The 20,113-nt window shown below is 59.6% G+C and carries 17 protein-coding genes; 10 read left to right on the top strand and 7 right to left on the bottom strand.

Annotated elements, in window-relative coordinates:
• Positions 1-91: 91 nt before the first annotated feature.
• On the bottom strand, positions 92-2,542 hold the full coding sequence (locus QU606_RS04945) for a glycogen/starch/alpha-glucan phosphorylase (RefSeq protein ID WP_024072903.1): 2,451 nt from the start codon (positions 2,540-2,542) through the stop codon (positions 92-94).
• Positions 2,543-2,778: 236 nt separating this feature from the next.
• Here QU606_RS04945 and QU606_RS04950 point away from each other — a divergent pair, with 236 nt between their 5' ends.
• The gene (locus QU606_RS04950; RefSeq protein ID WP_024072902.1) at positions 2,779-3,213 is read left to right on the top strand and encodes a YkgJ family cysteine cluster protein; all 435 of its coding nucleotides are present in this window, start codon (positions 2,779-2,781) and stop codon (positions 3,211-3,213) included.
• A gap of 202 nt (positions 3,214-3,415) precedes the next feature.
• Here the strand turns inward: QU606_RS04950 and typA are convergent, their stop codons facing one another.
• Positions 3,416-5,236 carry a translational GTPase TypA gene (gene typA, locus QU606_RS04955; RefSeq protein ID WP_024072901.1) on the bottom strand — a complete coding sequence of 607 codons (1,821 nt, stop codon included), beginning with the start codon at positions 5,234-5,236 and terminating at the stop codon, positions 3,416-3,418.
• Positions 5,237-5,375: 139 nt separating this feature from the next.
• A complete protein-coding gene (thiI, locus tag QU606_RS04960; RefSeq protein ID WP_024072900.1) occupies positions 5,376-6,830 on the bottom strand; it encodes a tRNA uracil 4-sulfurtransferase ThiI in 1,455 nt (484 codons plus the stop codon).
• A 333-nt stretch (positions 6,831-7,163) separates the two neighbouring features.
• Between thiI and glnA the strand changes: the two genes are divergently transcribed.
• From glnA to QU606_RS04990, 6 genes are all read left to right on the top strand, one after another.
• The gene (gene glnA, locus QU606_RS04965; RefSeq protein WP_024072899.1) at positions 7,164-8,570 is read left to right on the top strand and encodes a glutamate--ammonia ligase; all 1,407 of its coding nucleotides are present in this window, start codon (positions 7,164-7,166) and stop codon (positions 8,568-8,570) included.
• Between the two features lie 119 nt (positions 8,571-8,689).
• Complete coding sequence (locus QU606_RS04970; protein ID WP_304998162.1) at positions 8,690-9,229, top strand: chorismate mutase; 540 nt, start codon at positions 8,690-8,692, stop codon at positions 9,227-9,229.
• Positions 9,230-9,327: 98 nt separating this feature from the next.
• Positions 9,328-9,753, top strand: a complete 426-nt coding sequence (locus QU606_RS04975; RefSeq protein ID WP_069075086.1) for a cupin domain-containing protein — start codon at positions 9,328-9,330, stop codon at positions 9,751-9,753.
• 295 nt (positions 9,754-10,048) lie between these two features.
• A complete protein-coding gene (gene glnL / locus QU606_RS04980; RefSeq protein ID WP_024072896.1) occupies positions 10,049-11,134 on the top strand; it encodes a nitrogen regulation protein NR(II) in 1,086 nt (361 codons plus the stop codon).
• Positions 11,131-12,567: a nitrogen regulation protein NR(I) gene (gene ntrC, locus QU606_RS04985; protein ID WP_024072895.1), complete on the top strand. Its 1,437-nt coding sequence runs from the start codon at positions 11,131-11,133 to the stop codon at positions 12,565-12,567. Before glnL ends, ntrC begins: the two co-directional genes overlap by 4 nt.
• Before the next feature lie 106 nt (positions 12,568-12,673).
• Positions 12,674-14,049, top strand: a protein-coding gene (locus QU606_RS04990) for an IS3 family transposase (RefSeq protein WP_370531087.1) whose coding sequence is annotated in 2 segments (ribosomal slippage) — positions 12,674-13,154 and positions 13,154-14,049 — 1,377 coding nt in all. Because the reading frame shifts where the segments join, the coding sequence is not laid out codon by codon here.
• A 599-nt stretch (positions 14,050-14,648) separates the two neighbouring features.
• On the opposite strand, the gene QU606_RS04995 is transcribed toward QU606_RS04990, so the two are convergent.
• Positions 14,649-15,089: a hypothetical protein gene (locus QU606_RS04995; RefSeq protein ID WP_069075087.1), complete on the bottom strand. Its 441-nt coding sequence runs from the start codon at positions 15,087-15,089 to the stop codon at positions 14,649-14,651.
• On the opposite strand from QU606_RS04995, the gene QU606_RS05000 reads away from it, so the two are divergent.
• Positions 15,088-15,543 (top strand): tRNA (cytidine(34)-2'-O)-methyltransferase, encoded by a 456-nt coding sequence (locus tag QU606_RS05000; protein ID WP_010563141.1) that lies wholly within the window; start codon positions 15,088-15,090, stop codon positions 15,541-15,543. The genes QU606_RS04995 and QU606_RS05000 overlap by 2 nt on opposite strands.
• A 126-nt stretch (positions 15,544-15,669) precedes the next feature.
• Here QU606_RS05000 and secB read toward each other — a convergent pair whose 3' ends face one another.
• From secB to QU606_RS05015, 3 genes are read right to left on the bottom strand one after another with little or no spacing between them, the layout of a single operon-like run.
• Positions 15,670-16,149: a protein-export chaperone SecB gene (secB, locus tag QU606_RS05005; RefSeq protein WP_024072893.1), complete on the bottom strand. Its 480-nt coding sequence runs from the start codon at positions 16,147-16,149 to the stop codon at positions 15,670-15,672.
• Positions 16,150-16,191: 42 nt separating this feature from the next.
• Positions 16,192-16,446 carry a glutaredoxin 3 gene (gene grxC, locus QU606_RS05010; protein ID WP_024072892.1) on the bottom strand — a complete coding sequence of 85 codons (255 nt, stop codon included), beginning with the start codon at positions 16,444-16,446 and terminating at the stop codon, positions 16,192-16,194.
• Position 16,447: 1 nt separating this feature from the next.
• Entirely contained in the window at positions 16,448-16,861 is a 414-nt protein-coding gene (locus QU606_RS05015) for a rhodanese-like domain-containing protein (protein WP_041160819.1), read from the bottom strand.
• A 151-nt stretch (positions 16,862-17,012) separates the two neighbouring features.
• Between QU606_RS05015 and gpmI the strand changes: the two genes are divergently transcribed.
• Both gpmI and QU606_RS05025 read left to right on the top strand, forming a co-directional pair.
• Positions 17,013-18,539 (top strand): 2,3-bisphosphoglycerate-independent phosphoglycerate mutase, encoded by a 1,527-nt coding sequence (gene gpmI / locus QU606_RS05020; protein ID WP_069075088.1) that lies wholly within the window; start codon positions 17,013-17,015, stop codon positions 18,537-18,539.
• A gap of 258 nt (positions 18,540-18,797) precedes the next feature.
• Entirely contained in the window at positions 18,798-20,093 is a 1,296-nt protein-coding gene (locus tag QU606_RS05025) for a murein hydrolase activator EnvC (RefSeq protein WP_024072889.1), read from the top strand.
• Positions 20,094-20,113 lie beyond the last annotated feature (20 nt).

Consider the following 20,113-nt stretch of genomic DNA (forward strand, 5'->3'; position numbering starts at 1 on the left):
GCTCGCGAAGATCGCAAAGATACCGCGTTAAATCAGAAAGCACGCGTTATCGTTGGCGTTTTTCGCGAGCAAGCTCGCTCCTACAGTAGATCTAGTCCAGGGCTTTCCAGATCTCGGTAGCGTACTCGCGGATCGTCCGGTCCGAAGAGAACCACCCCATCCGCGCGGTATTGAGTACCGCCGAGCGCCACCATTCCTTGGAATCATGCCAATGCGCTTCGACCCGCGCTTGTGCATCCCAATAGGCGTCGAAGTCGGCACACACCAGGAAGCGGTCATAGTCGATCAGCCCATCGATCAAGCCCACATATCGGCCTGGATCGTCCGGCGAGAACACCCCGCCGCGAATCGCCTGCAGCACATCGTTCAAACGATGGGAGGCCGCGATGTCCGGCCCGGCATGGAACTCGCCAGCCTGCTTGCGCGCCTCGACCTGTTGGGCGCTGAGACCGAAGATAAACATGTGCTCGGCCCCCACGCGCTCGTGCATCTCGACGTTGGCGCCGTCCATGGTGCCGATGGTCAGCGCGCCGTTGAGGCCGAACTTCATATTGCTGGTGCCCGACGCCTCAAAGCCGGCAGTGGAGATTTGCTCCGACAAGTCGGCCGCCGGAATGATGCTTTCCGCCAGGCTGACGTTGTAGTTGGGCAGGAACACCACCTTGAGCAGACCGCGCACGGTCGGGTCGTTGTTCACGGTGCGCGCAATGTCGTTGGTCAGCTTGATGATCAACTTGGCCTGGTGATAACTGGCCGCCGCCTTGCCCGCGAAAATCTTCACCCGCGGTACCCAGTCGGTGCCCGGCTCGGCACGGATCGCCTGGTACAGCGCCACGGTGTGCAGCAGGTTGAGCAACTGGCGCTTGTACTCGTGGATACGCTTGACCTGTACGTCGAACATTGCCGCCGGGTTGACCGCAATGCCCAGGCGCTCATGGATGATATCGGCCAGCGCGCGCTTGCTGTGCAGGCGCTGTTCGGCAAACGCCTTGCGGAATGCTTGCTTCTCGGCAAAGGTTTCCAGCTCGACCAGGCGGGTTTCCACGGTGTCGAGAATGTCGGGGCCCAGTGCATCCACCAGCATCGAGGTGAGCTTGGGGTTGGCCTGGTACAGCCAGCGGCGGAAGGTAATGCCGTTGGTTTTGTTGTTGATGCGCTCCGGGTACAGCTTGTGCAATTCGGAGAACACCGTACTGCGCATCAACTGGGTGTGCAGGCCGGAGACCCCGTTGACACTGTGGGAGCCGAGGAATGCCAGGTTGCCCATGCGCACACGGCGGCCGTTGTCTTCTTCGATCAGCGACACGGCGCGCAGTACGTCGAAGTCATGGGTGCCCTTGGCCCGCAACGAGTCGATGTGCTGGGCGTTGATCAGGTAGATGATCTGCATGTGCCGGGGCAGCATGCGTTCCATCAGGCCGACCGGCCAGGTTTCCAGGGCTTCGGGCAACAGAGTGTGGTTGGTGTACGACAGGGTTTCGACGGTGACATCCCACGCGGCGTCCCATGGAATGTCGTGCAGGTCGACCAGTTGACGCATCAACTCGGCCACGGCGATCGACGGGTGGGTGTCGTTGAGCTGGATCGCCGCATGCTCGCCCAGGCTGAGTACCGAGCCGTGCATGTTCTTGTGGCGACGCAGCAGGTCTTGCAGCGAGGCCGAGACGAAGAAGTATTCCTGGCGCAGGCGCAGTTCCTGCCCCGCTTCCGTGCTGTCAGCCGGGTAAAGCACTCGGGAGATGCTTTCCGCACGGGCCACTTCGGCGACCGCACCCAAGTGGTCACCGGCGTTGAAGCGCTCCAGATGCAGGTCTTCCACCGCCCGCGCACGCCACAGGCGCAGGGTGTTGACGCTGGCGCCGCGCCAGCCGACCACCGGGGTGTCATAGGCGACGGCACGCACCGTTTCGTTGGGCGTCCACACTTGGATCATCTTGCCGGCAGGGTCCGGCAGGGTTTCGACGCTGCCGCCAAAGCCGATCGGGTAAATCACCTCGGCCCGTTCGAATTCCCACGGGTTGCCGAAATCCAGCCAGCGCTCGGTCTGTTCCTGCTGCCAGCCATCGACAATCGCTTGGCGGAACAAGCCGTGCTCATAACGAATGCCATAACCATGGCCGGCAATGCCCAGGGTCGACATGCTTTCCATAAAGCACGCCGCCAGGCGGCCCAGGCCACCGTTGCCAAGCGCCGCGTCGGGCTCCAGCAGGCGGATGCGCTCCAGGTCGACACCCAGTTCGCTCAGGGCTTCGCGAGCGATCTCCAGCACACCGAGGTTGCTCAGGCTGTCATAGAGCAAGCGGCCGATGAGGAATTCGAGGGAGAGGTAATACACCCGCTTCTGGCCTTTACGGTAGATACGCCGGGTGTGGTCCATCCAGTGGTCGACCATCTGGTCGCGGGCGGCCAGGGCAATGGCTTCGAACCAGTCGTGGTCGAAGGCGTGATCCGGGTCTTTGCCCACCGCGTAGGTGAGTTTGGTCAAGACAGCATCGCGAAACGCGGCTACCTCTGCTTCTCGTGCAAGCGGTTCCTGAGACATCGGTGCGACCTCGGGCGAGATTGAAGGAGTTGCTAGAGCCTAGTCGGTCTGACAGACGGTGAAGGCTCTGGTTCGGCAGTTTTTTAACTCATTCACCTTTGCGCGAATTTAATGCAGGGGTCGTGCCCGATCTGCACTCGAACAGCCTTCGAGCTGAAAACCAGAAAATATTGTTCAAAAAACCATCAATCCCGGTATGATCGCGCGCCCGGATACCGCCCCACCTTGGAACCCTGATGAAGCCTCAACTGATCGCCGCCGCGGAACTCGACCGTCTCGAGACTTGGCAGAAATACTCCGCCCACATGTGCGGTGGCTGCGTGTCCAGCTGCTGCACGCTGCCGGTTGAGGTGAAGATCAAGGACCTGATCCGCATTGGCATCGTCGATGAATTCGAGCGCGGCGACCCGCCAAAAAACATCGCCAAGCGTTTGCAGAAGGAAGGCATTGTCGAACGCTACAACAACAAATCCGAGATTTTTACCCTGCAGCGCATGAGCAACAACGACTGCTTGTACCTGGATCGTAAGACGCGCTTCTGCACTATTTATGACAAGCGTCCGGATACCTGCCGCAACCACCCGAAAATCGGGCCGCGCCCGGGGTATTGCGCATATAAGCCGAAGGAAGTGGTGCGCGAAACCAAGTTCAAGACCCTCGATAAGTTCTGATCCAGGTTTTGCAGGGGGCTCAAGGGCCCCATCGGGGGCAAGCCCCCTCCCACACTGACCGCATTCCAAATAACTGTACTCGGTCAAATGTGGGAGGGGGCTTGCCCCCGATGAGGCCGGTACAGCCACCACAAAACCTGCAGACATAAAAAAACGCCCCCGGCCTTTCGACCGGGGGCGTTTTCATTCAGCCCGAGTTAACTCAGTTCTTGGCTTTCTTGGCAGCGCGGGTACGCTCGCCTTCGTCCAGGATCTTCTTACGCAGGCGGATCGACTTAGGCGTGACTTCGCACAGCTCGTCGTCCTGGATGAATTCCAGGGCCTGTTCCAGGGTGAAGCGAACAGGTGGAACCAGGGCGATGGTTTCGTCTTTACCCGAAGCACGCATGTTGTCGAGCTTCTTGCCTTTGGTTGGGTTGACGCCCATGTCGTTGTCACGGCTGTTCAGGCCAACGATCTGACCGTTGTAGATCTCTTGACCGTGTTCAACGAACAGCTTGCCACGCGCCTGGAGGGTTTCCAGGGAGTAGGTCAGCGCCTTGCCGGTTTCTACCGATACCAGAACACCGTTCTGACGGCCGGACATGTCGCCGGACTTCATGGTGTCGTAGCGATCGAAGATCGAGGTCAGGATGCCAGCACCGTTGGTCAGGGTCAGGAACTGGTTACGGAAACCGATCAGACCACGAGCAGGGATGTTGTATTCCAGACGCACACGGCCTTTGCCATCCGGCACCATGTTGGTCAGGTCGCCCTTACGCAGGCCCATCTCTTCCATGACCTTGCCCTGGGATTCTTCAGGGGTGTCGATGGTGACGTTTTCGAACGGTTCCTGCTTCACGCCGTCAACAGTACGGATGATCACTTCAGGACGACCAACGCCCATTTCGAAGCCTTCGCGACGCATGGTTTCGATCAGTACCGAGAGGTGCAGCTCACCACGGCCGGAAACCTTGAACTTGTCAGCCGAGTCGCCTTCTTCAACGCGCAGTGCAACGTTGTACAGCAGCTCTTTGTCCAGACGTTCCTTGATGTTACGGGAAGTCACGAACTTGCCTTCTTTACCGCAGAAAGGCGAGTCGTTTACCTGGAAGGTCATGGAAACGGTTGGCTCGTCAACGGTCAGAGGCTTCATCGCCTCGACAGTGTCCGGCTGGCACAGGGTGTCGGAGATGAACAGCGAGTCCATGCCGCTGACGCACACGATGTCGCCGGCGAAGGCTTCTTCAACGTCGATACGGTGCAGGCCGTGGTGGCCCATCAGCTTCAGGATACGGCCGTTACGCTTCTTGCCGTCGGCGCCGATAGCCACAACCGGGGTGTTCGGCTTGACGCTACCACGGGCGATACGGCCAACGCCGATAACACCCAGGAAGCTGTTGTAGTCCAGTGCCGAGATTTGCATCTGGAACGGACCGTCACGGTCAACCTTCGGTGGTGGAACGTGGTCAACGATCGCCTGGTACAGCGGGGTCATGTCTTCCGCCATGGCGGTGTGTTCCAGACCGGCAATACCGTTCAGGGCCGATGCGTAGATCACTTGGAAATCAAGTTGCTCTTCGGTAGCGCCCAGGTTGTCGAACAGGTCGAAGATCTGGTCCAGAACCCAGTCCGGACGCGCGCCTGGACGGTCAACCTTGTTGATGCACACGATCGGACGCAGGCCGGCTTCGAAAGCCTTCTTGGTCACGAAACGGGTTTGCGGCATAGGACCGTCTTGAGCGTCAACCAGCAGCAGAACGGAGTCAACCATCGACATTACGCGTTCTACTTCGCCGCCGAAGTCGGCGTGGCCCGGGGTATCCACGATGTTGATGTGGTAGCCGTTCCAGTTGATAGCGGTGTTTTTAGCCAGGATGGTAATACCGCGCTCTTTTTCCTGGTCGTTGGAGTCCATCACGCGCTCGTCGTTGAGCTCGTTGCGCTCCAGGGTGCCGGATTGACGCAAGAGTTTGTCTACCAGGGTGGTTTTACCATGGTCAACGTGAGCAATGATGGCGATGTTACGTAGATTTTCGATCACTTGTGTATCTCGATCAGAGGATTCGGTGTGCTGACAGGTCGTGGCAGCGATTAACAGTAGAGTCAGGCCTTGCCGTTACAGCTTGACGGCAGAGTCGGGGGGCCGGTGACGCAGGCCACAGGCAAACAGCCCCGGGCTCTTAGCTCGGTCGATAAACGCGCACATTGGCATGCCCCTCACTGAGCAAATGGTGGGCATGCAGGCGACTCATCACGCCTTTGTCGCAATACAGCAGGTACTGACGGCTGTTATCCAGTTCCTTGAAACGCGCGTTCAATGCATAGAACGGCAGCGTTTGTACGTCGATGCCAGCGATTTCCAGCGGCTCATCCTCCGCGGCATCCGGGTGACGGATGTCGATGACGATCTGGCCGGCCAGGGCTTCGCTGACTTCTTCGATCTGCACATCCTGGCCCAGTTCATCGATGACTCGATCGATCGGGACCAGCTTGGCGTTCTCGAGCGCACGCTCCAGAATCGCCATGTCAAACTGTTGTTCTTCGTACTCCACGCGGTTGCGCTTGGCGTGGGTCTTGGGGTTCACCGAGATGACCCCGCAATATTCAGGCATATGCTTGGCGAAATCAGCGGTGCCGATTTTTTCCGCCAGGTCGATGATGTCCTGCTTGTGGCTGGCGATCAGCGGGCGCAACACCAGCTTTTCGGTCACACAGTCGATCAGCGACAGGTTCGGCAGCGTCTGGCTGGAGACCTGGGAGATCGCTTCGCCGGTCACCAGCGCGTCGATCTGCAACTGATCGGCGATTCGGGACGCAGCGCGCAACATCATACGCTTCAATACTACGCCCATATGACTGTTATCGACTTTGCCGAGAATTTCCCCGAGCACTTCCTCGAACGGCACGCTCACAAATAGCACACGCTGGGAGCTGCCGTACTTCTTCCAGATATAATGCGCGACTTCCATCACGCCCAATTCGTGTGCACGCCCGCCCAGGTTAAAGAAGCAGAAATGGCTCATCAGCCCGCGGCGCATGATCTGGTAGGCCGCCACCGTGGAATCGAAACCGCCGGACATGAGTACCAGGGTCTGTTCCAGGGCACCCAGCGGGTAGCCGCCGATGCTGTCGTGCTGGCTATGGATCACGAACAACCGTTGGTCGCGAATTTCCATGCGCACTTCAATTTGTGGCGCTTTCAAGGAAATTCCGGCTGCGCCGCACTCGCGACGCAGCTTGCTGCCGACGTATTTCTCGACGTCCATGGAGCTGAACGGGTGCTTGCCGGCACGCTTGCAGCGCACCGAAAAAATCTTCCCTTCCAGCTCATCACCGAAGTGCTGCTTGCACTTTTCGGTGATGTCGTCGAAGTCGCCCAGTGGATACTCGTCCACCTGCAGGAAATGCGCGATACCCGGCATGCAGCTCAGCCGTTCGGTCATGTCCTTCAAGGCTTTGGGGTCGGTCACGCGGGTTTCCAGCTCGAGGTTGTCCCACACGCCGTTCACCACCACAGCCGGGTCCAGATCGCGGAGCACGGCACGGATGTTCTTGGCCAACTGACGGATGAAACGCATCCGTACCGGTCGGCTCTTGATGGTGATCTCTGGGAAGACTTTAACGATTAATTTCATGGAAACAGCGCGCGCAGGGCCTGCCGAAAAAGGGGGGCGCGGATTATAGCGGAAATCGCTCAAGGTTTAACCAGTTAATATGCATTGAAGGTGATGCGCACCAAAACGGGTCATTTATGCAAATCAGCGCTACATTGCAGTGCGTTAATTATTCCATTTCAGCCGATTGCACCGTTATAGGGGCGATTTTGAGGCAGAAAGGCCATGTTGGCGCACTGGCATGCAATTTGCTCTCTTGTGAGGCAGGTTGCCATGGCGGAGTATCCGCGCCGGCATCACCCACATTCTAAGGGCTAACTCCACTACCCAGCCCGAAGCCACCCGGAGGACACCATGTCGAAGTCGGTTCAACTCATCAAAGATCATGACGTTAAATGGATTGATCTGCGCTTCACGGACACAAAAGGCACTCAGCACCACGTGACCATGCCGGCTCGCGACGCGCTGGATGACGCTTTCTTCGAAGAAGGCAAAATGTTCGACGGTTCCTCCATTGCCGGTTGGAAAGGCATCGAAGCTTCCGACATGATCCTGATGCCGGACGACAGCACTGCCGTGCTGGACCCGTTCACCGAAGACCCAACCCTGATCATCGTCTGCGACGTGATCGAGCCTTCGACCATGCAAGGCTACGACCGCGACCCACGTGCGATCGCCAAGCGTGCCGAGGAATACCTGAAGTCGACCGGTATCGGCGACACCGTATTCGTAGGCCCTGAGCCAGAATTCTTCATCTTTGATTCGGTCAAGTTCAAGTCCGACATCTCCGGCTCCATGTTCAAGATCTTCTCCGAACAAGGTTCGTGGATGTCCGACCAGGACGTGGAAGGCGGCAACAAAGGCCACCGTCCAGGCATCAAAGGTGGCTACTTCCCAGTTCCGCCATTCGACCACGACCACGAAATCCGTACCTCCATGTGCAACGCCATGGAAGAAATGGGCCTGGTTATCGAAGTGCACCACCACGAAGTGGCCACTGCCGGCCAGAACGAAATCGGTGTGAAATTCAACACCCTGGTGGCCAAGGCTGACGAAGTCCAGACCCTGAAGTACTGCGTACACAACGTGGCTGATGCCTACGGCCGTACCGCGACCTTCATGCCTAAGCCTCTGTACGGCGATAACGGCTCGGGTATGCACGTTCACCTGTCCATCGCTAAAGAAGGCAAGAACACCTTCGCTGGCGAAGGTTATGCCGGCCTGTCCGACACCGCCCTGTACTTCATCGGCGGTATCATCAAGCACGGTAAGGCCCTGAACGGCTTCACCAACCCGTCGACCAACTCCTACAAGCGTCTGGTTCCAGGCTTCGAAGCGCCGGTCATGCTGGCCTACTCGGCACGCAACCGTTCTGCCTCGATCCGTATTCCTTACGTGTCCAGCCCGCGCGCTCGCCGTATCGAAGCCCGCTTCCCGGATCCAGCAGCCAACCCATACCTGGCCTTCGCTGCCCTGGTCATGGCTGGCCTGGACGGTATCCAGAACAAGATCCACCCTGGCGACGCCGCCGACAAAAACTTGTACGACCTGCCGCCTGAAGAGGCCAAAGAGATCCCACAAGTGTGCGGCAGCCTGAAAGAAGCCCTGGAAGAGCTGGACAAGGGCCGTGCGTTCCTGACCAAAGGCGGCGTATTCAGCGACGACTTCATCGATGCCTACATCGAGCTGAAAAGCGAAGAAGAAATCAAAGTACGTACCTTCGTACACCCACTGGAATACGAGCTGTACTACAGCTGCTGATCCGGTAGCGCTGCTTGACGCAGCGTGATGAAAGAGGCCTCCTTCGGGAGGTCTTTTTTTGCCCGAATTTTATTAAACATGCGGGAGAGGGCTCGCCCCCTCCCACAAGGAGATCAGCCTTGAAACGTCGACTTGTATTTGCCCTGCTGTTCGTCACTACCAGTGCGAGCGCCGCGCCAGCCAGCCTTGAGCCATTGCTCAACAGCATCGCCGAACGCCTGGCCATCGCCGACCAGGTCGCCCTGAGCAAATGGGAAAGCAAAAAGCCCGTAGAGGACAAGAAGCGCGAACAGGAGGTCATCGCCAGCGTCATCGCCCAAGCACCCAACTACAAACTGGCGCCCGCCGCCGCCGAGCAATTTTTCTCAGCGCAGATAGAGGCGAACAAACTGGTGCAGTACACCCACCTGTCCGACTGGCAGTTCCAGGGCAAGGCACCCGATGACCCGCGCCCCGACTTGGTGAAGCAGATTCGCCCGCAGCTGGATCAATTGCAAAAACGCCTGCTGCAAGAACTGGCGGACTTCACCCCGCAACGCACCGACCCAAAGTGCCCGCAGTGGCTGGCCGAGGCGGTGCATGAGCCGTTGAACGAGCCGTTGCAGCAACTGGCGATGATTCGCGCCACTGCCGAGCTGTGTATCCACACAGGCGAATAACAGATGACACCCACATCATTTTAGGCCCCTTCCGGCATCCGTCCCCCGGACAGCGATCGTAGCCTGACCGGCCACTCAGCGAACGGATGAAACCGACCATGGAAGCCCTCAAATGCTTGATCGCAACAGCGGCGTGTTTGGCTGCGCTAGGCTGCAGCAGCCAGCCCAAAGACGCCGTACAGATCGAAAAGGAAACCCTGCTGCAGAGCAGCGCATCATGGGACGGAACACCTTACGAGGCTTACCCCTCCGGCCCGCCGGAACTTACGCTGTTGCGACTCAAGATCCCGGCGAATACGCAGTTGCCCTGGCACAGCCACCCCATGCCGAACGCAGCGTATATCCTCTCGGGCGAGTTGATCGTTGAAACCCGTAAAGGCGGGCGGGCTCTCACCCTGACTCAAGGGCAAACCCTGGCCGAGATGGTGGGCACAGTCCATCGCGGCAGAACCGGAAGCACCCCAGTGGAGCTGCTGGTGTTTTACGCCGGCACCATGGGCATGCCGCTGTCCCAGCCGCATTGATAAAGTCCTGCCACCGAGATCGCTCTCGACATCGGCCGAGAACGATCTCTCATCACTTCCTGAACAACCTTCATAAAACCGCACTATATTGGTGCGACAACTTGCACCCTACCCACCTGCCCAGCCCATTTTGGTTCGAAACTTCCCGTTGAAGCTGGCAGAACGCCACAGTTTCGAGCCTTAAATCCTTATTTCAGGGGTTTAACGCTTCTTTTCGGAGCCTTGGTTTGGTTTTTGCATTTTCCTTGTATCAGCGTGTGCCTCAAGCCCGCGCCTTGCTCCAAAAGAGGTCCTGATGACCATCAGCGATGCACTGCACCGTTTGTTACTCGACAACCTGACGACCGCGACCATCCTGCTCAACGACGACTTACGTCTTGAGTACATGAACCCGGCGGCGGAGATGCTCCTGGCCATCAGCGGCCAGCGCAGCCATGGGCAGTTCATCAGCGAATTGTTCACCGAGTCGGCCGAAGCCTTGAGTTCATTGCGCCAGGCGGTGGAGCAGGCACACCCATTCACCAAGCGTGAGGCGATGCTCACGGCCCTGACCGGCCAAACCCTGACCGTCGACTACGCCGTGACCCCGATCCTGAGCAACGGCGCCACCCTGCTGCTGCTTGAAGTGCATCCCCGCGACCGCCTGCTGCGCATCACCAAAGAAGAAGCCCAGCTGTCCAAGCAGGAAACCAGCAAGATGCTGGTCCGCGGCCTGGCCCATGAGATCAAGAACCCGTTGGGCGGGATTCGCGGTGCCGCGCAGTTGCTGGCCCGCGAGCTGCCGGACGAGCACCTCAAGGACTACACCAACGTCATCATTGAAGAGGCCGACCGCCTGCGCAACCTGGTGGACCGCATGCTCGGCTCCAACAAACTGCCGTCGCTGGCGATGACCAACGTGCACGAGGTGCTTGAGCGCGTCTGCCAGCTGGTCGAAGCCGAAAGCCAGGGCTGCATCACCCTGGTGCGCGACTACGATCCGAGCATTCCCGACGTATTGATCGACCGCGAACAGATGATCCAGGCCGTGCTCAATATCGTGCGCAACGCCATGCAAGCCATCAGCAGCCAGAACGAGCTGCGCCTGGGCCGCATCAGCCTGCGCACCCGCGCCCTGCGCCAGTTCACCATCGGCCACGTGCGCCATCGCCTGGTAACCAAGGTCGAGATCATCGACAACGGCCCGGGCATTCCTGCGGAACTGCAGGAAACCATCTTCTTTCCAATGGTCAGCGGCCGCCCGGACGGTACCGGGCTGGGCCTGGCCATTACCCAGAACATCATCAGCCAGCACCAGGGTCTGATCGAATGTGAGAGCCATCCCGGCCACACCACGTTCTCGATCTTTCTGCCTCTGGAACAAGGAGCCCCATCGACATGAGCCGTAGTGAAACTGTGTGGATCGTCGATGACGACCGTTCTATCCGCTGGGTCCTCGAGAAAGCCTTGCAACAGGAAGGCATGACCACCCAGAGCTTCGACAGCGCTGACGGGGTGATGAGCCGCCTGGCGCGCCAGCAGCCCGACGTGATCATCTCCGACATCCGCATGCCCGGCGCCAGTGGCCTGGACCTGCTGGCGCGGATTCGCGAACAGCACCCGCGCCTGCCGGTAATCATCATGACGGCGCACTCGGACCTGGACAGCGCTGTCGCGTCCTACCAGGGCGGTGCGTTTGAATACCTGCCCAAGCCGTTCGACGTGGACGAGGCGGTGGCGCTGGTCAAGCGCGCCAACCAGCACGCCCAGGAACAACAGAACCAGGAAGCGCCGCCGGCGCTGACCCGCACCCCGGAAATCATCGGCGAAGCGCCGGCGATGCAGGAAGTGTTTCGCGCCATCGGGCGCTTGAGCCACTCCAACATCACCGTGCTGATCAATGGCGAGTCGGGTACCGGTAAAGAACTGGTGGCCCACGCCCTGCACCGTCACAGCCCAAGGTCGGCCTCGCCGTTTATCGCACTGAACATGGCGGCGATTCCGAAGGACTTGATGGAGTCCGAGCTGTTCGGCCATGAGAAAGGCGCGTTCACTGGCGCGGCCAACCTGCGTCGCGGCCGCTTTGAGCAAGCCGATGGCGGTACGCTGTTCCTCGATGAGATCGGCGATATGCCGGCCGATACCCAGACCCGCCTGCTGCGGGTACTGGCGGACGGCGAATTCTATCGCGTGGGCGGGCATACGCCGGTCAAGGTCGATGTGCGCATCATCGCCGCGACTCACCAGAACCTGGAAACCCTGGTGCATGCGGGCAAGTTCCGCGAGGACTTGTTCCACCGCTTGAACGTGATCCGTATCCACATTCCCCGGATGTCGGACCGTCGCGAAGATATCCCGACCCTCGCTCGCCACTTCCTCAGCCGCGCCGCCCAGGAGCTGGCCGTGGAGCCGAAGCTGCTGAAAACCGAGACCGAGGAATACCTGAAGAACCTGCCGTGGCCAGGCAACGTGCGCCAGCTGGAGAACACCTGCCGCTGGATCACGGTGATGGCATCCGGGCGCGAGGTGCATATCAGCGACCTGCCGCCGGAGCTGTTGAGCCTGCCGCAGGACTCGGCCCCAGTGACAAACTGGGAACAAGCCCTGCGCCAATGGGCCGACCAGGCCCTGGCACGCGGCCAGTCAAACCTGCTGGACAGCGCCGTACCGGCGTTCGAGCGGATCATGATCGAAACGGCCCTCAAGCACACCGCAGGTCGCCGCCGCGATGCCGCCGTGCTGCTGGGCTGGGGCCGCAATACCCTGACTCGCAAGATCAAGGAACTGGGGATGAAGGTGGATGGTGGTGACGACGACGACGGCGATGAGGGCTGAGTCTCAGATCCACTGAAAATCCAATGTGGGAGGGGGCTTGCCCCCGATAGCGGTGGTGAAGTGCGCCCCAGAAGTTGGACACCCATCCAATTTCTGGGGCGTTTTCATGAGCAAGTACACCACGCAGTTCAAGCTATCTGCCATCACCGCTTTCCTTGAGCGAGGCCGAGGGTTTCGCCGGGTCGCCGCTCAATTTCAAATGGACCCCACCTTGCTTCGTCGTTGGGTCGAGGCTTATCGATTACACGGTGAGGCCAGCTTGAGCAGTACCGGCCAGCGTTACAGTGCCTTGTTCAAGTTCTCTGTTCTACGGCGCATGTGGGATGACTCCCTTTCCTTGCGCCGCGCAGCGGCGCTTTTCAACTTGGGGGATTCCACTCAGGTGGGCAGATGGCAACAGCAGTATTACAGTGGCGGTATTGAAGCCCTGGAGTCAGGGAAAAGAGGACTGAGCACCGCTATGCCTAAACCACCTGCTAAACCACGCAAAACCGCTGCCCCACTCACCAGCCCTGAGCCTGAGCACAAGACGTTACTTGATGAGCTCCAATACCTACGGATGGAGAACGCTTATCTAAAAAAGCTTGGGGAGTTAGGCGAGGCGGTGATGAGGCGGGAGAAAGAACAGAAGAAAAAGCCCGATTAGTCAGTGAGCTTAAGCAACACTTTCCCTTGCGTGACTTGCTCAAGCTAGTGAGCCTTGCGCGAAGTACGTACTACTACCAACTCAAGGCGATGGGCGTTGCGGACCGATTTTCCTCGATCAAAGCTTCTATCCAGACCATCCAAAACGAGCATAAGGGCCGCTTTGGTTACCGTCGGATGACGCTAGAACTACGTAAAGAAAGATCGCTGATCAACAGTAAAACGGTACGACGACTGATGGGGGAGCTGGGTCTGAAATGCACGGTGCGGCCTAAGAAATACAGGTCGTATAAAGGGCCGATGGGCGAAGTGTCGCCCAACACCTTGGCTCGTCAGTTCGAGGCTGAGCAACCGAATCAGAAATGGGTGACGGATGTCACCGAGTTCAAAGTGGCCGGCAAAAAGCTGTACTTGTCCCCAGTTTTGGACTTGTACAACGGAGAAATCGTGGCCTATCAGACGGCAATACGTCCCCAATATGCCTTGGTGGGCGAGATGCTGGAAAAAGCTATTGAAGGCTTACCTGAGGGCGGCAAGCCTATGCTGCATTCAGATCAAGGCTGGCACTATCGATATCCAAAGTACCGGGAGAGGCTAGAAAAAGCAGGGCTGGAGCAAAGCATGTCACGCAAAGGAAACTGCCATGACAACGCCACAATGGAGAGTTTCTTCGGCACGCTGAAGTCAGAGTTCTACTATCGGGAAAGCTTTGAAAGCGTGGAGCAGTTGCAAGCGGGGCTGGATGAGTACATCCATTACTACAACCATAAGCGAATCAAAGTGAAGCTTGGCGGACTGAGCCCTGTAGCGTACAGGACCCGGTCCGCTGTAGCCTAACCAACAGCTGTCCAGCTTTTGGGGCGCACTTCAGTGGATCAGTCACATAGATGTCGACTGACACTCCGCCATCGGGGGCAAGCCCCCTCCCACATTTGGACCTCCAAAGGCTTCAGAACCGTGCACCGCTTCAATGCACCATGAACCGGCATCGGGCATGGATCCAACGCCTGAAACCGCAGAACCGCTGAAAAAAACCTGAACCCCGAAAACACCAAAGCCCCGTATTCCGGGGCTTTGCGCTTTTTGAAGATTTTTTTTGGCGCCACTTCGCGACTCTGGCACGCGCCCTGCAATACCCCTTGTACAACCCAGTTTCGGGGACCTTGGTACAGGCAGGCCGAGAATCCCCTCTTTACACCCGGGGTGCTTGATGCGAACCGCGTCGCGCTCCACACCGCTTTGGGGAACCTCGGTACAGGCAGGCCGGGGATTCCCTCTTTAACACCGAAGCCCTTGAGGCTTCACCCCGTTTTGGGAGCCCTGGTACAGGCAGGCCGGGAACTCCCTTCTTTACACCCGGGGCTTATGTGGCACAGCGCCCATAGCCCCAGCCCGTTTTGGGGACCTTGGTACAGGCAGGCCGGGGATTCCCTCTTTTATTGCTCTTGGAGATGGATCTCCAGCCGCCAGCGGCCTTCAGCCTTCTCCCCCGACCATTCCCCGCGCAACGGCCGAGCCGCCACCAGGTTCAGCAGCAGGCCAGCATCGGTCTTGCGTATGCGCCAGTTCACATCCTTGCCATTGACCTTGAGTTGCCCGCCGGCCGCCTTGCCCTGCGCGTCGAACAACAGCGCCACGGTGCCATCGACCTGCTCGCCGTGCAGCTTGGGCTCGCGGTTAAACCACACCAGCACGCCGTCCGCCGCCGGCTCGACCTGCAGCAACTCGACAGGGTCGGGGGTGGTCAGGCGACCGATCATCAGGCCCACCATCAGGCCGACAATCGCCAACGAGCCCAAAACCCTCGGCAATAGCTTCGGCCTGGGATCCTCTTCGAGGGTAGAATGCAGCGCATCTTTGCCTTCGGAGCCGTGCATGTTTCACGTCATCCTTTTTCAACCAGAAATTCCGCCGAATACCGGCAACGTTATCAGGCTGTGCGCCAACAGTGGCTGCCACCTGCATTTGATCGAGCCCCTGGGCTTTGACATGGACGACAAGCGCCTGCGCCGCGCCGGGCTGGATTACCACGAGTACGCCACCTTGCAGCGCCACGCCGACCTGGCCAGCTGCCTGGAAAGCCTGGGCCACCCACGGCTGTTCGCGTTTACCACCAAGGGCTCGCGGCCGTTCCATGATGCCAGTTTTGCCGAAGGCGACGCCTTCCTGTTCGGCCCGGAAAGCCGTGGCCTGCCGGCCGAGGTACTCGATGCCCTGCCTGACGGGCATCGCCTGCGCTTGCCGATGCGCGAAGGTTGCCGCAGCCTGAACCTGTCGAACACCGTGGCCGTTGCTGTCTACGAAGGCTGGCGCCAACTCGGCTTCAAGTAACACACACAGCAAATGTGGGAGGGGGCTTGCCCCCGATAGCGGTGGATCAGTCACATAGATGTCGACTGACACTCCGCCATCGGGGGCAAGCCCCCTCCCACATTGGGTTCTGCGTCGGGTTCGAGATTACTGAACCGTCGACGCGCCTTCCTGTTGCATGCGCTGCAGCTCTTGAGCGTACAGGGCATCGAAGTTCACCGGAGCCAGCATCAGCGCAGGGAACGAACCACGGGTAACCAGGCTGTCCAGGGTCTCGCGGGCATACGGGAACAGGATGTTCGGGCAGAACGCACCCAGGGTGTGGCTCATGGACGCCTCGTCCAGGCCCTGGATCAGGAAGATACCGGCCTGTTGCACTTCAGCGATGAAGGCCACTTCTTCGCCATTCTTGACGGTGACCGACAAGGTCAGCACGACTTCGTGGAAGTCGCCTTCCAGTGCCTTTTGACGGGTGTTCAGGTCCAGGGCAACGCTTGGGGTCCATTCCTGGCGGAAGATAGCCGGGCTTTTCGGCGCTTCGAACGACAGGTCACGCACGTAGATGCGCTGCAGCGAGAACTGTGGGCCTTGGGCTTCTGCTGCTTCGGTATTCTGTTGGTCAGTCATCGCAGATCCTTCTTGATCTTGGGGTCTTTTAGGGGTTGGGAGTCAGACGTGCAGCAGCGCATCGAGTTTACCGGAGCGCTCCAGGGCGAACAGGTCATCGCATCCACCGACGTGCCGGGTGCCGATCCAGATCTGCGGAACGGACGTGCGCCCCGCCTTCTGGGCCATTTCGGCACGCACCTGGGGCTTGCCGTCGACCTTGATCTCTTCGAAGGCAACACCCTTTTTCTCCAGCAAAGCCTTGGCTCGCATGCAGTAAGGGCACCAATCGCTGGAATAGACGACAACCTGGCTCATATCACTTCACCAGCGGCAGGTTATCGGCGCGCCAGCTGCTGATACCACCAGACAGCTTGGCCGCAGTGAAACCGGTCTTGAGCATTTCGCGGGCGTGGGTGCCGGCGTGCTGGCCTTGGGCGTCGACCAGGATGATGGTCTTGGCCTTGTGTTTTTCCAGCTCGGCCAGGCGCGCAATCAGCTTGTCCTGCGGAATGTTCAGGGCGCCGACGATATGGCCGGTGGCAAAATCCTTGGCCGGGCGGATATCCACGACAATCGCCTCATCCTTGTTGACCAGCGCGGTCAGCTCCGACGTGCTCAGGCTGCGGCCACCGCGGCTCATCTCGTGAGCGATCAGCAGCGCCAGCAGGATGACGAAGGCACCCGCGAGCAGATAGTGGGCAGTGGCAAATGCAATCAGGTGATCAACCATCAAGGAGGTTCCAGGGCGTTAAAATGGCGGTAAGTATACACAGCCGCCAGGGGGGGCCAACCCCCGTAAAGCGGTGACGTGGTCGGAACTTCGCTTTAAACTGCCACTCCCTTTTCAATCCCCTTCACTAATTACCGCCGCGAGAGGATCTATGACTACTACGCCTAAACCTTTGGTCCTGATAATTCTCGATGGCTTCGGACACAGTGAAAGCCACCACGACAACGCCGTGTACTCGGCGCGCAAGCCGGTCCTGGACCGCCTGACCGCCACCGTCCCCAACGGCCTGATCTCCGGTTCCGGCATGGACGTGGGCCTGCCGGACGGCCAAATGGGCAACTCGGAAGTCGGCCACATGAACCTGGGCGCCGGACGAGTGGTCTATCAGGACTTCACGCGCGTGACCAAAGCGATCCGCGATGGCGAGTTCTTCGAGAACCCGACTATCTGCGCGGCAGTGGATAAAGCCGTCGCCGCCGGCAAAGCGGTGCACTTCATGGGCCTGCTGTCCGACGGTGGCGTACATAGCCACCAGGACCACCTGGTGGCTATGGCCGAACTGGCCTTCAAGCGGGGCGCCGACAAGATCTACCTGCACGCCTTCCTCGACGGCCGCGACACCCCGCCGAAGAGCGCGCAGTCGTCCATTGAGCTGCTGGACGCCACCTTCGCCGCCCTGGGCAAAGGCCGCATCGCCAGCCTGGTCGGCCGCTACTTCGCCATGGACCGCGACAACCGTTGGGACCGCGTGGCCCAGGCCTACAACCTGATCGTCGACGGCCAGGCCGAATTCAACGCCGCCACCGCCCAGGAAGGCCTTGAAGCCGCCTACGCCCGTGGCGAGAGCGATGAGTTCGTCAAAGCCACCACCATCGGCGAGCCGGTGAAAGTCGAAGACGGCGACGCCGTGGTCTTCATGAACTTCCGCGCCGACCGCGCCCGCGAGCTGAGCCGTGTGTTTGTCGAAGACGGTTTCAAGGAATTCGAGCGGGCGCGCCAGCCAAAAGTCCAATATGTCGGCCTGACCCAATACGCCGCCAGCATCCCGGCCCCCGCAGCCTTTGCCGCAGGCAGCCTGGACAACGTGCTGGGCGACTACCTGGCGAAAAACGGCAAGACCCAGCTGCGCATCGCCGAAACCGAGAAGTATGCCCACGTGACCTTCTTCTTCTCCGGCGGTCGCGAAGAACCGTTCCCCGGCGAAGAGCGCATCCTGATCCCGTCGCCTAAAGTCGCCACCTACGACCTGCAACCGGAAATGAGCGCGCCGCAAGTCACCGACAAGATCGTCGACGCCATCGACCACCAGCGGTATGACGTGATCGTGGTCAACTACGCCAACGGTGACATGGTCGGCCACAGCGGCAACCTGGAAGCCGCGATCAAGGCCGTGGAATGCCTGGACCAGTGCGTCGGCCGCATCGTCGATGCGCTGGAAAAGGTCGGCGGCGAAGCGCTGATCACCGCCGACCACGGTAACTGCGAGCAGATGTCCGACGAATCCACCGGGCAGGCCCACACGGCCCATACCACCGAGCCGGTGCCGTTCATCTACGTCGGCAAGCGCGACTTCAAAGTGCGTGATGGCGGCGTGCTGGCGGATGTGGCACCGACAATGTTGATGCTGATGGGGTTGGAGAAGCCGAAAGAGATGACCGGCACTTCGATTCTGGTCTGATTCTCAGAATCACCGAAAAATAATGTGGGAGGGGGCTTGCCCCCGATTACGGTAGATCAGCTGACACCTATGTGGCTGATACACCGCTGTCGGGGGCAAGCCCCTTCCCACATTGGATCTTCCGCGTTTGGTAGATGTCTTTTTGCCATACCAGCGCCACTCGGCACCTATCTTGCCCGGAAGCCTGAATTGGGCGTTTTTTTTGCAGCGCTTGGCGGGCATACTAGGCCGTCCCTTTCCGTGGTGTCGCCCGCCTCTATGCTTCGCGCCTTGATTACCCTCGCTCTTGTCTGCCTGCTCCAACCGGCGTTTGCCGATGAGCGCGCGCAAACCCAACAACAGTTGGACGCTACGCGTCAGGACATTACCGAGCTGAAAAAACTGCTCGGCAAGCTCCAGGAAGAAAAATCCGGGGTGCAGAAAGACCTGCGCGGCACGGAAACCGAGATGGGCAAGCTGGAGAAACAGGTCCAGGAGCTGCAAAAAGAATTAAAGAAGAGCGAGTCGGAACTGGAGCGACTCGACGCTGAGAAAAAAAAACTCCAGAGCGCACGCGTTGAACAGCAACGCCTGATCGCGATCCAGGCCCGCGCCGCCTACCAGAGCGGCCGCCAGGAGTACCTCAAGCTGCTGCTCAACCAGCAGAACCCGGAAAAGTTCGCGCGCACCCTCACCTACTACGACTACGTGAGCCAGGCACGCCTGGCGCAATTGAAGGGTTTCAACGAGACCCTGCGCCAACTGGCCAATGTCGAACAGGAAATCGCCGACCAGCAGTCGCAGTTGCTCGACCAGAAAAGCGCCCTCGACGTCCAGCGCGACCAGTTGGACAAGGTCCGCAAGGAACGCCAGCTGGCCCTGGCCAAGCTCAACGAAGACGTAAAGGCCCGCGACGCCAAGCTGCAAGCTCGCGAGCAGGACCAGGCCGACCTGGCCAAGGTACTCAAGACCATCGAAGAAACCCTGGCCCGCCAGGCACGCGAGGCCGAGGAAGCGCGCCAGAAAGCGCTGATCGCCCAGCAGGAAGCCGAAAAAAAGCGCCAGCGTGAGGCCGAACTGGCAGCCACGACGGACGCTCCGGCCCCCCGCAAGCCCGCGCACGCAGCACCTGGCCCGCTGGTTTCCAGCGCCGGCGAATCCTTCGGCGGCCCTTTTGCTTCCGCGCGCGGCAAACTTCCATGGCCGGTTGATGGTCGACTACTGGCACGCTTTGGGGAAACCCGTGGCGACGACACCCGCGCCAAGTGGGACGGGGTGATGATCAGCGCCGCTGCTGGCAGCCAGGTCCATGCCGTACACGGTGGCCGCGTGGTGTTTGCCGATTGGCTGCGTGGCGCCGGTTTGTTGGTGATTCTCGACCACGGTAATGGCTATTTGAGCCTTTATGGCCACAATCAGACTTTACTCAAGTCGGCAGGTGATGTTGTAAAAGCCGGTGAATCCATCTCCACTGTCGGTAACAGTGGCGGCCAGGACACCCCGGCGCTGTACTTCGCTATTCGTCAGCAGGGTCGCCCGAGCGATCCCGCACAATGGTGCCGCTCCCAAGGATAGGGGCGCATCTACACTAGGAG

It is taken from the genome of Pseudomonas sp. OVF7 (assembly GCF_030644265.1).
GTDB classification, from domain to species: Bacteria; Pseudomonadota; Gammaproteobacteria; order Pseudomonadales; family Pseudomonadaceae; genus Aquipseudomonas; species Aquipseudomonas gorinensis.